Origin of the sequence: Nocardia gipuzkoensis, from assembly GCF_021183645.1 — a bacterium.
Lineage (GTDB): Bacteria > Actinomycetota > Actinomycetes > Mycobacteriales > Mycobacteriaceae > Nocardia > Nocardia abscessus.
Window position 1 is genome coordinate 8,029,406 of sequence record NZ_CP089225.1, and the last position, 14,329, is coordinate 8,043,734.

General features: G+C 65.7%; 14 protein-coding genes. All 14 read right to left on the reverse strand.

Features of this window, described 5'->3' with window-relative positions:
- Positions 1 to 13 precede the first annotated feature (13 nt).
- Positions 14 to 922: an oxygenase MpaB family protein gene (locus LTT66_RS36580; RefSeq protein ID WP_233063015.1), complete on the reverse strand. Its 909-nt coding sequence runs from the start codon at positions 920 to 922 to the stop codon at positions 14 to 16.
- A gap of 296 nt (positions 923 to 1,218) precedes the next feature.
- A complete protein-coding gene (locus LTT66_RS36585) occupies positions 1,219 to 2,469 on the reverse strand; it encodes a TetR/AcrR family transcriptional regulator (protein WP_233063016.1) in 1,251 nt (416 codons plus the stop codon).
- A gap of 21 nt (positions 2,470 to 2,490) precedes the next feature.
- Positions 2,491 to 3,189: a hypothetical protein gene (locus tag LTT66_RS36590; protein ID WP_233063017.1), complete on the reverse strand. Its 699-nt coding sequence runs from the start codon at positions 3,187 to 3,189 to the stop codon at positions 2,491 to 2,493.
- A gap of 10 nt (positions 3,190 to 3,199) precedes the next feature.
- Positions 3,200 to 4,378 (reverse strand): MCE family protein, encoded by a 1,179-nt coding sequence (locus LTT66_RS36595; protein WP_233063018.1) that lies wholly within the window; start codon positions 4,376 to 4,378, stop codon positions 3,200 to 3,202.
- On the reverse strand, positions 4,375 to 5,499 hold the full coding sequence (locus tag LTT66_RS36600; RefSeq protein WP_181721590.1) for an MCE family protein: 1,125 nt from the start codon (positions 5,497 to 5,499) through the stop codon (positions 4,375 to 4,377). The genes LTT66_RS36595 and LTT66_RS36600 overlap by 4 nt, the downstream gene beginning before the upstream one ends.
- Positions 5,496 to 6,596, reverse strand: a complete 1,101-nt coding sequence (locus LTT66_RS36605; RefSeq protein ID WP_233063019.1) for an MCE family protein — start codon at positions 6,594 to 6,596, stop codon at positions 5,496 to 5,498. The genes LTT66_RS36600 and LTT66_RS36605 overlap by 4 nt, the downstream gene beginning before the upstream one ends.
- Positions 6,596 to 7,609: an MlaD family protein gene (locus tag LTT66_RS36610; RefSeq protein WP_233063020.1), complete on the reverse strand. Its 1,014-nt coding sequence runs from the start codon at positions 7,607 to 7,609 to the stop codon at positions 6,596 to 6,598. Before LTT66_RS36610 ends, LTT66_RS36605 begins: the two co-directional genes overlap by 1 nt.
- Positions 7,606 to 8,628, reverse strand: coding sequence for an MlaD family protein (locus LTT66_RS36615; RefSeq protein ID WP_233063021.1), 1,023 nt, complete (start codon positions 8,626 to 8,628; stop codon positions 7,606 to 7,608). The genes LTT66_RS36610 and LTT66_RS36615 overlap by 4 nt, the downstream gene beginning before the upstream one ends.
- Positions 8,625 to 10,073: an MlaD family protein gene (locus LTT66_RS36620; protein WP_233063022.1), complete on the reverse strand. Its 1,449-nt coding sequence runs from the start codon at positions 10,071 to 10,073 to the stop codon at positions 8,625 to 8,627. The genes LTT66_RS36615 and LTT66_RS36620 overlap by 4 nt, the downstream gene beginning before the upstream one ends.
- A gap of 7 nt (positions 10,074 to 10,080) precedes the next feature.
- Complete coding sequence (locus LTT66_RS36625) at positions 10,081 to 10,944, reverse strand: ABC transporter permease (RefSeq protein ID WP_181721595.1); 864 nt, start codon at positions 10,942 to 10,944, stop codon at positions 10,081 to 10,083.
- 2 nt (positions 10,945 to 10,946) lie between these two features.
- Positions 10,947 to 11,822: an MlaE family ABC transporter permease gene (locus LTT66_RS36630; protein ID WP_372478696.1), complete on the reverse strand. Its 876-nt coding sequence runs from the start codon at positions 11,820 to 11,822 to the stop codon at positions 10,947 to 10,949.
- 95 nt (positions 11,823 to 11,917) lie between these two features.
- A complete protein-coding gene (locus LTT66_RS36635) occupies positions 11,918 to 12,106 on the reverse strand; it encodes a hypothetical protein (protein WP_233063023.1) in 189 nt (62 codons plus the stop codon).
- Positions 12,106 to 12,330 carry a hypothetical protein gene (locus tag LTT66_RS36640; protein WP_233063024.1) on the reverse strand — a complete coding sequence of 75 codons (225 nt, stop codon included), beginning with the start codon at positions 12,328 to 12,330 and terminating at the stop codon, positions 12,106 to 12,108. Before LTT66_RS36640 ends, LTT66_RS36635 begins: the two co-directional genes overlap by 1 nt.
- Positions 12,331 to 12,580: 250 nt before the next feature.
- Positions 12,581 to 14,293: an acyl-CoA dehydrogenase family protein gene (locus LTT66_RS36645; protein ID WP_233069520.1), complete on the reverse strand. Its 1,713-nt coding sequence runs from the start codon at positions 14,291 to 14,293 to the stop codon at positions 12,581 to 12,583.
- Between the last annotated feature and the right edge of the window lie 36 nt (positions 14,294 to 14,329).

Consider the following 14,329-nt stretch of genomic DNA (forward strand, 5'->3'; position numbering starts at 1 on the left):
GGACTCCATCAGCTCAGATCAGGTTCTTCTGCTTGCGCATCCGCCGCCGCAGGTCGACCATCAGCCCGTGCGATCCCCCATGGCGCACGAAGCGGGGAATGAAGCGGTTGACGAAGGAGACGAACACGAACAGGTTCTCGAAGCGCCGCTGGTCGGCGGCGGTCCACTCGACCCGGAGTTGTTCGCGGAAGATCGGGGCCAGGAACCCGATGGTGAGGAATCTGAGCAGGTTCCGGAAGGGCAGCCGCAGATACCAGTGGATCATGCGCAGGTCGAGCAGGCTTTCCAGGTAGCCGCGTACGTAGTCGTCGAGCACGACTTGTTCGCACGCGGCGTTCCAGTATTCGTCGAACGCGGCCCGGGTCGCGGGCCACATGTCCTCGGTGACCTGCAGGGTGGTGCCGAGCGTGGAGGACGAGACGTAGAACGCTTCGGCCTGCTCGTCGTTCATCCTGCCGTGCAACAGCTGATAGGTGTCTTCGAAGCCGATGTACAGGCAAGCGGCGACCCATAATTGGAGGTTGCGGTCGAACGCGTTGTACTTCACCGGCGCTCCCGGCGCCGAATGCACCTGCCGATGAGCCACATTCACCGCTTCCCGGTACGCCTTGCGCTCTTCGTCGGTACCGAGAATGGCGACCGCGAGATATTGCGTCGTGGTCCGTGCCCTTTTCCACGGGTGCTTCATCAGCGATCCCGACTCCACCTTGCTTTCGGCCACACCGTAACCGACACCCGGCCGGGCCATCTGCATGACGACGTTGGCGGCAGCACCCGCGAAGGACCAGAAGTCCAGCGCGTCGGTGAGCTTGATGGGTCGTTTGGTGAACGGCTGATGCGTCACACTGATGCCGATCCGGGTGCGGTCGTTGGTGAGCGGCACATTCTGGTCGCGATCGGGTTGATGAGCGACTGCGGTCATCGTGATTTCCTTCCATCTGCGTTCACACGTCGCGCGAGCAGACGAATCGGTCGCGTCGACGCCGGCCGGACGCCGCCGAACACCAGCCGGCTGCGGCCGCTCTCACCCCACCTGTTCAGCCGCGGTGGCATCGGACTCTCCTGCGTTCGATGACCGAGGCGGCCACCTGAGACTATGTTACTGAAGATTCTCGATCACGCATAGCGCTTTCGAGGGCCTATTTCGCGCTCTGTAGTGCATATTTACGTTCAGTTCCGGATATATGTGGTTGAAAGTTCCTCTTGTGCACGGGATCCTCACGTCAGCGCGACGGGCGGCTGGGGGGCCGTGTCGAACAAGGTGACCTCCATCAGGCGGATCACGGCATCTCGCGGCAGGTCGCGCCTGCCGTTACCCAGCGCTCTACCGAGGTCCACGACCAAGCCGAACGCGGCGTGCACGAGAATGCGCGCCTGCGCTTCGGAGAGATCGGAGCGCACGGCGACAAGCAGTTTCACCCACTCGGCCACCGAGAGCCGCTGGATATTGCGCAACACCACCCGGTCTTCGGGCGGAATGTGGGAGAACTCCGTGTAGTAGACGAACGTCAGTTCCCGCTCGGCGAAGGACCCGGCCACGTAGAGGGCGATCAATTCGGTCAGCGCCTCGCCCGGGGTGGCCGACGAGGCGATGGCGGGACCGATAGCACCGGCGACCCGGTCGGCGGCACGACGGAAAGCCGCGGTCAACAGATCGCTTTTGCTGCGGTAGTAGCGGTAGACCGCCGACGCGGCGGTCAGATCCGCCGCGGCCGCGATGTCCTCGACGCTGACATTCGGATATCCCCGCTCGTGGAACAGTTCCACGGCTTTCGTCAGCAACAGTTGATGCTTGAAAGGAGTGGGCGTGTCCGTCGCCCGCTCCGCGACGGGAGACTGCTCGACGAAAGCGGGCAGCTGCGCGTGCACCGCCGTCCAGCACGCGGAAGAGAGCAGCGCCGCAAGGGATTTCGTCGGCAATGCGGCGTGGTGGTCGCCGATGCTGCTGACGACGCTGAGCACCGTCACCGCCCGGACGAATCTGTCCTGCTTGCTCCACTGCGGGCGCACGGCACCGATCAGCTGCCCCAGCGCGGCGAGCGACGCCGCGAACTGACCGGTGAGCGTCTTGCCGTCTTCCTCGTCGAGGTAGCGACCCTCCCAGCGCGCCAAGGTGACGGTCGGCCGATTGGCCAGGGCCCGGGCGACGAGCGCATCGATGACGTGCCGCAATCGGGCGGCGGCGCTCCACGTTTCGGCCTGCGCCGGAAGTGTCGCGGCCTCGACGGTGACCTGCCCCAAGCGCAGCAGTTCTTCGCGGAACAACGCGTACTTGCTGGGGTAGTGGCGATACAGCGCCGCGGAGCTGATGCCGACCTTGGTCGCGATCTCCTCCATGCTCACGCCGTGATAGCCGAGTGCACCGAACGCGGCCGCGGACGTCGCCGCGATCTGCGCCTTCCGGTCGCGCGGGCGCCGCCGCACCGCCCGCTGCGAGCCGGGCTCGGCTCCGGCGCTCTTTTGCCGCACCACTCTGCGTACCGCCGACCGTCAGGGTTGCGGCGTCGTCAAGGGCGAATTGACCTTGTTCACCAGCCAGCGGTCCCCGACTTTCTCCAGGCGCATCACCATCGACAGCTGACCCGGCGCGGGCTTGCCCTTGGTGCCGAGACTGGTGATGGTCTGGCCGATGATCACGATCGCTTCGGCGGAGTGTTCGTCACCGGCGCGTATCGCGCACTGCACGTCCCGCGTGGCCGAGGTGACCTCGCCTTGGCCGAGCACTTCACGCAGTTCGGTGCTGGTGGACTCGAACTGTTTCTTCCAGTCCCCGGTGGCGCCGTCGGTGACCCCGGCGAAATAGGCGTCGAGGTTCTTGGAGTCGTAGTTCGCCAGGATGGGCGCATAGCGGCAGGCGGCGGCACGCGCGTCCTCCCGCGCTGCCAGCAGGTCCTTGCTGTTGTCGCTCTGGACGTACCAGTAGCCTGCCGCGGCCACCGAGACGCCCACCAGTATCGCGGCGGCCGATCGCACCGCGATCACGCCGGGACGTCCGATCCGCAGACCGCGCAGTCGGCGCCACCAGGCGGGGGACGCGGCATCGGCGGTCGCGGTGGTGTCCACCTCGCGCTTCACCTCGACCGGCTCAGCGGCGGCGGAGTCGGCTTTCCCCGGCTCGGCCGCCTGCTCGTCCGTGGGTGGCGCGGGCGGCTCGGCTTCGGTGCTCGGATCGACGTCATCACTGTTCATGTGCACTCTCCTAGTTGCCGGGGACCGGGCGCGACAGTTCGTCGCCACCTACGCCCGGTGGCCGGGTGGCTCCGTTGTCCGGCACGTCGGGACGTGGCGCATTCGCCGAACCGCGTACCTGCAGGGCGGGATCGCTGGTGACGCAGTAGTTGTAGAGCCGGATCCGGGTGTCGGTCATCTTGTCCGTGGGGACCACGGGGATGGTCTCGTACTCGCACGTCGGTCGCGGCCAGATGTCGACCAGCGTATGGAAGGCGTTGTCGTGCGCGGGAATGCCCAACGCCTGCGAGCCGACCCGCAACGCCGGGAACAGCGCCGCGATCGCCGGTGCGCGCAGTTTGGCGGCCTTGGTGATCGCGACGAAGTTCGTCACCAGGTTCGTGATGGGATCCTGCGTGCGGGACACGAAGCCGCCGAGCGTGCTGAGCTGGGCGGGCCCTTCGTCCAGGAAGTGCCGTACCTCTTGGTCGGCTGCCGTCAATTGCTCGAACAGCACGCCGCCCGTGCGGGTCAGTGTCGCGAGGTCCGGTTGCGCGTGTGAGGTCGTCTCCGCGATCACTTCGAGGTTCTCGATCAGTTGCCGGGTCTGCGGGAGCAGATCGCTCAACCCGGCCATGGCGCGGCTGATGCCCGACACCATGTTCCGCAGCTGGTCCGGGCCGCCCGCCAGCGCCTTGTCGAGTTCGTCGATGATCACATTCAGCCGGTCCGGGTTCAATCCGCCGATGAAGCCACTGAGATTGGTCAGCACCGACTGCACGCTGACCGGGACGGCGGTCCGGGAGCGTTCCACCACAGCGCCGTCGGTGAGATAGGGGCCGGTATCGGAGTCGGGGCGGAAGTCCAAGTACTGCTCGCCCGCCGCCGACAGCCGGCCGACAGCGACCGTGCCGCCCACCGGGATCTTCGCCCCCGAGTCGATCTCGGCCACGGCCGCGACACCGCTGCCCGCGACTTTCACCTCACGGACCTTGCCGACCCTGGTACCGCGGAAGGTGACGTCGTTGCCCGCCGACAAGCCGCCCGACGACTGGAGTTCCACCGTCACCGAGTAGTTGTCGGACAGTGGATCGATCCGCAGGACTTCGGCGCCGAGATAGGCCGCACCGAGGACGAGTACCACGACCAAGCCGAAGTTCGCCACCGCGACGCGGCGGCGCACCAGCCACTGCCACAAGGGGGAATTCACCGGCCGCCTCCTTGCTGCTGTGGTTGCTGTGGCGGACTCGTGACCCGACCGATCACCTTCTCGATGACCTGCGCCAAGCTGCCGATGAACGCGGGCACGTCGCCGACTTCGGGCAGCCTGCTGCCGCTGGGGTCGGTCAGGGCTCCGACACTGAGGTAGGACACCGTCGCCGCGACGGCCAGGGCCGGGCCGTCCAAACTCGCCATCAGCGAGGGGTACAGGGTGTGCAGACCGTCCAGCGTTCCGGCCAGGTCGTCGCCCATCTGGGTGAAGCCCGCCATCAACCGCTGGATGCTGTCGAACAGGCCGACCGCCTGCGGTCCAGTGGTTTCGGTGAAGTCACCCAGCGCGGTCATCGTGACCGAGACCTTGTCCAGCAGGTCCACGATGGACTGATTGTTCTCGGCGAGCAGCGCCAACAGGCCCGGGAAGGTATCGGCGGCGTCGCCCAGTTCCGCTTTCCGTTCGGCCAATTCCCCGGTCAGCACATTCAGGCCGGCCAGAACGTTGTCGATGTCGCCGGTTCGCTGATTCAGTGCGGCGATGACGCTGGTCAACTCGCTGAGCAGGTGCGCGAGCTGCGGGGCGCGGCCGGCGAACATCGAATCCATCTCGGAGGTGATCTTCGCGGCCTGGTTGATGCCGCCGCCGTTGATCAGCATCGAGACCGACATCATCAACTGCTCGACGGAGGCGGCAGCCGAGGTGTGCTCGGTGCCGATGACGTCACCGGCGCGCAGGTTCGCACCGTCCGGTGCCGCCCGCGGCAGCGTCATCGCCACGAAGATGTCGCCCAGCGGCGTCGCCTGCCGCAATTCGGCGGTGGTGCCCCGTGGCAGCTGGATGTCCTCCCTGATCAGCATTTCCACCTCGGCGATGAAGTTGGTCGTGCTGATCGCGGTGACGACCCCGATGTCGGTGCCGCCGATCTTCACGTGCGCGTGATCGGGCAGATTGAGCGCGTCGCGGAAAGCCGCGCGAATCGGATAGCCGGGCGCCCCGATGCCTGGTTTGGGCATCGGCAGATTCGCCACCGTCATGGTGCAGCCTGTCGCGGTGCTCAGCGCCGCGACCAGCACGGACGCCACCGCGGTGCGCCGGAGCGCGTTCGTACCGATCATTTCGAGATCCCCAGAAGCGCCGCGGTGAGGCCGAAGTCGGGCCCGAAGTCCTGCATCTTTCCGGTCCGGCAGCCGTCGAGTCGCATCTGGATCCGCTCGCAGAACTGCGACAGGACCTCGTTGTCGAGCAGGACCTTGTCGGTCAGCGCGTGCAGGCGCAGCGCTTGATGTTCCCGGCTGACGGCGTTGGACAGGTTCTCGAACAACAGCGGCCCGACGTCGACGATCTCGGTGAGTCCGCGGGCGTTGGCGCGCATCTGTTCGGTGATGGTCGTGAAGCGCTCCAGCGCGCCGACGAGCTGATCGGAGTTCTCGCCGACCAGCGTGGAGGTGTTGGTGACGAACTGGTCCAATTGCCGCAGGACCGCTTGCAGACCGGGTGCCTGGTCGCCCAGCAGCTGGACCAATTCGGTGAGGCGGCCGCTGAAGTCGCGGACCGTCCGGTCGTTCTGGGCGATGATCTGGGTGATCTCGTTGAGTTTGATGATCGTGTTCGAGATCTGGTCTTTGTTGGCGAAGGTCACCTCGAAGGCCGAGGACAACGCATCCAGCGTTTCGCGCAGTCGGTCACCGTTGCCGTCCAGGAGCGGGAACAGGACTCGGCTGGCCATCGGACCGCTCTGGTCGTCGCCTTTCAGCGCGGCTCCGAGCTGGTCGAAGTTCTGCAGGATGCGGTCGAGTTCGACCGGTGTCCGCGTCCTGGCCAGCGGGATGTGCGTTCCGTCGGTCAGGATCGGACCGTCGCCGCTGTAGGCGGGGGCGAGCTCGACATGGCGGTTGGTGATCAGCTGCGGCGAGACCAAGGCGGCCACGGCATCGGCCGGGATCTTGGTTCCCTTGTCCAGGCTCATGGTGACCTGCACGTAGCTGCCCTTGGCTTGCACCGTGTCGACGCGGCCGACCGGAACGCCGAGCACCGCTACCTCGTTGCCCGCGTAGAGTCCCGCCACGTTCTCGAAGTCGGCGCTGATGCGCACGTGTTCGCCGAGGTACTGCCTCGGCAGCGCGGTCAGGCTGTCGGGTACGAGCCCGCAGCTCGCGGTGACCAGCGCGGTCACGATCAGCACGCCGAACTGGGCGAGTCGTCGTGTTCTCATCAGTTGCACCCCTGTACGGCTCGAGCGAAACACAGCCAGTTGTCCGGGAAGAACCACGGCGCCCACACATCGCCGTAGGGCCCGTTCCCGACGGCGTTGTTGAACTGCCGCAGAGCGATGGGCATGTTCTCGTAGAGTCGGTCCAGGTTGTCGCGGTTCTTCGCCAACCCCTCCGACATGGTGTTCAGATCGTGGATCAGGGGCGCGAGCTGGCCGTTGTTCTCCAGACCCATCTCCTGCAGCAATCTCGACAGGGCCGCGACGTTGTCGAGCAACTGCTGCAACAGGTCCTGCCGCTTCTGGACGGCGGTGCCGATCGCTTCGCCGCGAGTCAGCAACAGCAGCACGCTGTTCTGATTGTCCGAGACGAGCTGCGACACCTGGTCCATGCTTTTGAGCAGCGAGTCCACTTCGTCGCGGCGATCGGTGACGACCTTCGCGAGCGCACCGATACTGTCGAGCGCCTGGATCGCCAGCTGCGGGGAATCGCCCATCTGCTGGTCGACCAGGTCCAGCGCCTGGCGGAGCTTCTGCGGATCGAGACGTTCGATGCGTTCGAAGGAGTTCTTGTACTTCGGGTCCTGGATCACTTTGCTCAGGTTGTACGGCACCGAGGTGTTCTCGATGCGGATGCGGTTGCCCGGCAATCCCTTTCCGTCGCCCGGCACCAGGTCCACGTGCAGGCGGCCGAGGATCGTCGACATCTTGATGGCCGCGCGCGCATCCGGGCCGAGGCGAAGATCGCGACGCACCTTCAGCTCCACCGCGACCTTGGTGCCGTCGAGCCGAACCGCGTGCACCGCACCCACTTCGATCCCCGATACGTCCACCGTCGCGCCGGGACGCAGGCCGGCAGCCTGAGCGAATTCGGCGTGAATCGTCTTGTCTCCCAGACGCGCCTGGGTCAGGACACTGGATCCGATCAGGAGAGCCGCCACCGTGGCCGCCGCGATCAAGCCGAGCCGCAGATATCTGTTCCGCAGAAATCCCGGCAATCCGACACCGTTGCTCATCGGCACACCTCCGAATGTGAGTTGCCGCCTACCTGGGAGAACAGCCCCGGAGGCAGCAGCACGCCCCACAGCGACACGTCGAGGCTGCACAGATACGCGTTGCCGTAGGCGCCGTTGCTGGTGAAGCGTGCGACGCCGTTGAGGACGGCGGGCAGTTCGACCGCGGCCCGGTCCAGGGAGGCGCCGTTGAGCAGCAGCAACGCGACACCTGTGGTGGCGTCGTTCTGCGCCTTCGACAACCCCGGCTTGACCTGCATGATCAGTCGGGTCAGCGAGTCGGTCGTCGCGGCCACCCGGTCGACCGAATGCTTGAGACTCTCTCCTTGCGAGTAGAGCGCCTCGACGAGCGCCCTGGCCTGGGTGAGCAGTGTCTCCAGCTCGCCGCTGCGGTTGGCCAGGCCGCTGATCACCGCGCTGAGATTGCCCAGGACCTCCCCCAGGATCTCGTCGCGCTGCCCGAAGGTGCCCGCCAACTCGGCGGCTTGGGTGATCAGGCTGCTGAGGGACACCTGATTGCCCTGAAGCGCCTGGATCAACGTCTCGGACAGGGAATTGACCTGGTCGGGCTGTAGCACGCTGAACAACGGCTCGAACCCGGACAGCAGCGCGGACACGTCGAACGAGGGCTCGGTTCGCTCCAGTGGAATCTGGGCCCCCGCCGCGATGGCGGTGCCCGCGTCCTTGCCCGGCGCGAGGGCGATATACCGCTGCCCGATCAGGTTCTGGTAGCGCACCAGCGCCTTCGTCGTGGTGGTGAGCCGCTGGCGTTCATCGATCCGGAAATCGACCCTGGCGCGGTAGCCGTCGGTGAAGTCGATCTTGTCCACGCGCCCGACCCGCACGCCCGCCATGCGCACGTCGTCCCCGACGCGCAGTCCCAGGACATCGGAGAAGACCGCCGAATAGCGATGGGTGTCGCCATCGACCGACCGCTGCAAGGTGGACCAGATGGTGAAGGTGAGGGCGACGGCCACCACCGCGAAAAGGCTGAAGCCCAGCAGCGCCTTGGCTGATTTCATCGGCCCGCCCCCTCGTTGTCGGCGGCGGTCACGGTGACCGATCCACCGGCCAGCACCGGACTCAGCAACAAGTACTGCGCCACGGTCGGCCGCGTTCCGACGATCGCCGCCACGGCGTCGGACCCGCGCAGCGCGATCGGCTGCACCGGAGCACCGGGGCTCTGCGCGTCGGGTGCTACCGGTGCGACGGGACTCGGCGCAGGCGAAAGACCGGGTATGGACGGCAGGCCCGGGAGGAAGGGAAGACCGGGCATCGCGGGCAGTTCAGGAAGCACCAGCCCCAAGGCCCCCAGGGGCGCAGCCGGTACCGGTGCGGGCCCTGCCGCGTCGAGCCATTTCGGCATCAGCTGTGGCGGGTAGTTCTGCTCGGGCGCCACCTCTGGCACAGTGGCGCCGCCACAACGGGGGCCGTACTGGTCGCCGTAGTGGGGGCAGTCCTGCGCCGTGTACTGCTGGAAGGGTGTGAACGACACGTCCATCTTCCACACCATCTGTTTGGCCGGCCCGAAGTGGAACGTGGTGGCCAGCCGTTGCAGCGCCACGTTCAGGTTCGCGGCCGTGTAGGGAATGGCTTCCGGGTCCTTGGCCAGGCTGCCGAACAGGTCGTCCAGCCCGGAGACGAGGAACTTGCCTGCGTCGGGGTTGCGGGCGAAGAGCGCGTTGACCGAATCCACCGTCGCGTTCCCGGTGGCGAGCAGGTCGATGAGTTTCGTGCGCCGTTCGGCCAGTGTTCGTGCGGTGGTCACCGATTCCGAGAGCACTCCGACCAGTTCGGGAGCCGACTGGCTCAACGCGATCGACGCTCGCCCGAGATCCCCGAGCAGTGCGTCGATCCCCGGAGTCGCCCTGATCTCGGTCAGCCAGTTGTCCAGGCGCTCCACCGTCGAGCCGGGCACGCGCGCCGCGGGGTCCAGCGCCGCCGACAGGGTGGCCAGCACTCGGCCCAATTTCTCGGGCTGGATGTTCTGCAGCACGTTGCGCAGGACATTCAACGTCGTCTGCAAGGCTACTGTCTCGCTGCCGGTGTCCTCCGGAATGGTCGCGCCCGCGCGCAGCGTTCTCGTTTCCGGGCCGTTGTCCAGGAGTTCGATCGCGGTGACGCCGAACAGGTTGTTCGGAATCACCCTGGCGGTCACGTTCACCGGAATAGTCGACGCCAGACCGGGTTTCAGATCGACGCCGGCCCGCTGCTCGGCGCCTCGGGCCACCACGTCGACCCCGGCCACCCGGCCCACGACCATCCCGCGGAATTTGACATCCGCCCGTCCGGGCAAGCCGTCGCCGGTGCTGGTCAACACGATGGTCACAGGGACCTTGTCCTCGAAGTATCCGGTGTAGCGCAGCGCCAGCAGGTACAGCAGAACCGCGATCGTCGTCAGCACCGCCAGTCCCGCTAGGGTCAATTGCCTGGCCGTCGGTCCGCGGCCGCTGGGGTCCAGAATCATCCTCGGCTCACCCCGAAATCCGGAATCCGGGATCGATGCCCCAGATAGTCAATGTCAGAAAGAGATTCGCGAACACCATCACGACGATCACCATCTTGATCGCACGCCCGGCCGCGACCCCGACGCCTTCCGGGCCACCTGTGGCGACGTAGCCGTAGTAGCACTGGATGAACGTCGACAGCATCACGAACACCACTACCTTGAGCAGCGAGAAGAAGACGTCCGTGCCGATCAGGAACTGAAAGAAGTAGTGATCGTAGGTGCCGGCCGCGGTTCCGCCCAGGAACAGCACCGTGACCTTGGTGGTCAGGTAGGCGGTCGCGAGACCGATGCTGTACAGCGGGATGATGGTCAGCGTCGAGGCGATCATGCGCGTGCTGATCAGATACGGCAGCGGGCGGATGGCAATGGACTCCAGCGCATCGATTTCCTCGGAGATGCGCATCGAGCCGAGTTGGGCGGTGAACCGGCATCCCGCCTGGATCGCGAAAGCCAAGGTCGCGAGAATCGGCGCGAGTTCACGGGTGGTCGCGAAACCGGAGATCGCGCCGGTGAGCGGGGACATCGTGAGCAGGTTCAGAGCCGTGAACGACTCCATCCCGACGATGATGCCGCCGAACGCGCACAGGATGACCACGACGCCGATCGTGCCGCCACCCACGATGAGCGATCCGTTGCCCCAGCCGATATCGGCGGTCAACCGCGCCACTTCACGGCGATAGTGCTTCAGGACGAACGGAATGGCGATCAGAGCCTGGAAGAACGTGATGGCCTGATGCCCCACGCGTTGATTGGCGCGCACGGGCCCGAGTGCGGCTTGCCCGACGGCGTGCAAGGGTTTCAGCGCCGGGGGCGTGTAACTGCTCGCCATCCTCACACTACTTTCGCGGGGAACAGCGTGTTGTACAGCTGGGTCAGGATGATGTTGGTGGCGAACAACATCAGCGCGGAGCTGACCACCGCCGAGTTCACCGCGTTCGCGACACCGCCTGGGCCGCCGTGCGCGTGCAAGCCGATGTCACAGGCGATCACCGCGGTCAGCACCCCGAAGATCGCGGCCTTGACCAAGGCGATGATCAAATCGTTCGCCACCGCGAAGGACGCGAACGAGCTGATGAACGAGCCGGGTGTCCCGGACTGGGCGTACACGTTGAACATGTACGCGGTCGCGAAGCCGACGAAAACGACGAATCCGCAGAGCAATACGCTCACCAGCACCGCGGCCGCGAGACGGGGCGCGACCAGGCGGCGGACCGGGTCGACGCCCATCACCATCATCGCGTCGATCTCTTCCCGGATGGTTCGCGACCCCAGATCGGCGCAGATCGCCGAACCGACCGCACCGGCGACCATCAACGCCGACACCAGCGGCGCGCCTTGCCGGATGATGCCCAATCCCGCGACCGCGCCGATGAACGTCGTCGCACCGACCTGGTTCACCAGAGCGCCGACCTGAATGGACACCACGACGGCGATCGGAATGGCCACGAACACCGTGGGCGCCGCCGACACGTTGGCCATGAACGCGCACTGCTTGATGAACTCCTGGTAGGGAAACCTTCCCCGGACCAGCGAGACGAACAGTTGCACAATCGCTTCGCGGCCCAGAGTGACTTGCCGGCCCAGCGTTTCCAGCGAGCGCTGCGGGTGGCGCCGCCACAATCCCGAGGCGCTGTCGATGATCTTCTCGAGCTCGCCCGGTTCTCGTGGCGGTCGCTCGTCGGCTGGTGTTCGCAGCGAGGCAGTCACCGGTGGCCGTTCCTTTCCGATTTCCCGTCCGCCGCCGGCGGCCGAGCAACTAGGTATTCTTCGTCTCGATCGAGGGCGACGAGTCGCCGGAGCGGCTAGGCGATGCCTTCCAGCCAGCGTTGCAGCAGCACCACGAGGGCAACGAGCACCACGCAACCGGCCGCCAGAAGACTGAGCACAGCCACCCAGAGCCCGAAGCGGAGAACGGGATTGACCTTCATCTGCCCACCGAGGATCTTGACCACGATCACCAGGACGTCGATGAGCCACACCAGAGCCATCATCAGGTCATGCACACATTCGAGAAGGTGAGCACCGGCCAGCACACGATCGAGCCCAGGAACGATACGACCAGGTCGAGGCCGTGCATGCCGCGCAGGTGACCGGTGTGGGTGAGGGTCCAGATCACCCCGATCAGCCCATACGGAACGCCGATGATGATGAGGGTGCCGAGGAACTCGGAAACCTTCATCTCGTAACCGAGTATTCGGTCGAGTTTCTTGAGCATGCGTCGATGCATCCTTTCGCTCCGATCCCGCGCCGCCGCGGGCTGGGACACCTGCCGTACCGCAGGTGTCCGCCCGCACCGCCTACCCAAGGGGACCGAGCCGCTATGTTAGTCGCAATTCTTCCAAATATGGAACCCCTGCGAGCGAATCAGTTCTGACTTGTCTGATGTGAGCAGCGCATAGAAAGCTGCGAGATCGCGTCCGATCTCACCATGTTGGTCGGTATTCTCTAGCGATCCAGAGCCTGGGCTAGGGGTTCATCTCGAACGTGCCGGCGTAGCTCAGCACCTCGTCGTGCAGCCGCGCGGTTCGCTGCTGGTCGACGAGCGGTTTGCGCAGCGCATTCCGGGCCCAGTTCTGCTGAGCAGGGGTGGAGGAAGCCTTCGAGAACACCGCCAGCGCGTACGCGGAGAAGTCCCGGACGAACACCTCGAAGATCGAATCCACGAGGTCGTCGGACGTCCCGGTGATCTCGGCTTGCTCCAGGATGAGCTGCCCATAGGGCAGCAGCGTGAACAACTCCCCTACCGCCAGTTGATAGTCCAGATCCTCCAACTGCGCCGCGGTCGGCGGCGCCTGCACCGGGAACTGGGTGAACTGCTCGGCCTGCTCGACGAACAGCGCCACGTTCGGCAGGTGCCGGTAGGGCGCGTACGCGGGCCGCCAGTCGGCGAAGCGAACCTTGCTCAGTCCGGCCGCGCCCGGCTGCCGGAACAGCGACTCGTCGTCGCCCGGATCCCGTCGCACCGGAACCGCGGGCAGTTCTGCCGGATGGAAGAGAAAGTTCGGCATGAATTTCAGCGTGAGCGCCATATTCACGTGGGCGGTGCCCTCCAGCCGGGGCATGGAGTCGATGGTGCCGCGCGCCATCGCGAAGTAGGTGTCCTTCTCGAACCCCTTGGCGGAGATGACATCCGAGAGCTCACGGAACACCCGCTCGGCCTCGCGGGTGACCTTCATCTTGCCGATGGAGTTGAACATCACGAAGCGGCGATCCTCCGGCGTCGAGCAGCGCATGTAATCGATCGCCCGTTCGTGGTAGAGGCGCATGGCGTTCATGCGCACATAGCTGTCGGACAGAATCTGCCGCACCTGTGCGAAGTCGGTGACCGGATGCCCGAACAGGATCTTGGCGGAGGCGTGGTTGATCGTCTCGTAGAAACAGTGCTCGGTGATGCCCAGCGCGACCATGCCGATGTTGAACTTGCCGCAGTTGACCGCGGCGAGCGCGGCGTCGAAAGCCTTGCGGCCCACGTGCAGCACGTCGTCGGCCGATACGGGATAGTCCACCAGGTCATAGGCACTGACGAAGTTCTGGCCGTGGATGACGTTCTTCACCAGCCGGTAGTTCGGGTGCTCGCTGTCGGCGACGAACCAGACGTACGCGTCGGGACCTTCGAGGTCGGTGCGCCTGCCGATGGTCGGCACGATCCGGGCCACGTTGCCGTTGCCGATGTAGTACTTGCTTCCGGTAGCGGTGAACCCACCCGCCCCGTCGGGGGTGAGCAGCATATCGGTGGCGTAGATGTCGGCGCCGTGATCCTTCTCCGACAGCCCGAAACCGATGATTCCCCCGCGGTCGAGCTCCTCGGCGGCGCGCAGGTGCGCCTTGCCGTTGGCGCTCTGCCAGATGGTGGCGAGACCGAGCGTGGAAACGCCCCAGGCGTACCAGTACTGCGGTCCGTAGAAGCCGGTGATCTCGTTGAACCGGGAAATGAACGCGGTGTCCCAGCGCTTGTCCGGGTCTTCGCCCGCGCTCGACCGCGGTGTCGCCATGTAGGCGAGGATGCGGCTCTCGGCGAGGAACTCCATCCAGTCCTCGTACCACTCGGCGCGCTGCGCGTCGCCGGTGAGCGCCCGCTTGCCCTTCTTCTCGAAGAAGTCGACCACCGAACGCAACCGAGCCCGCGTGGCGGGATCGAACTCCTCGAACGTTTCGGTCTTCGGGTTGAACAGGACCATGGCGAACGCCGCCTTCCGAAGTGATGGCAAGTGCCA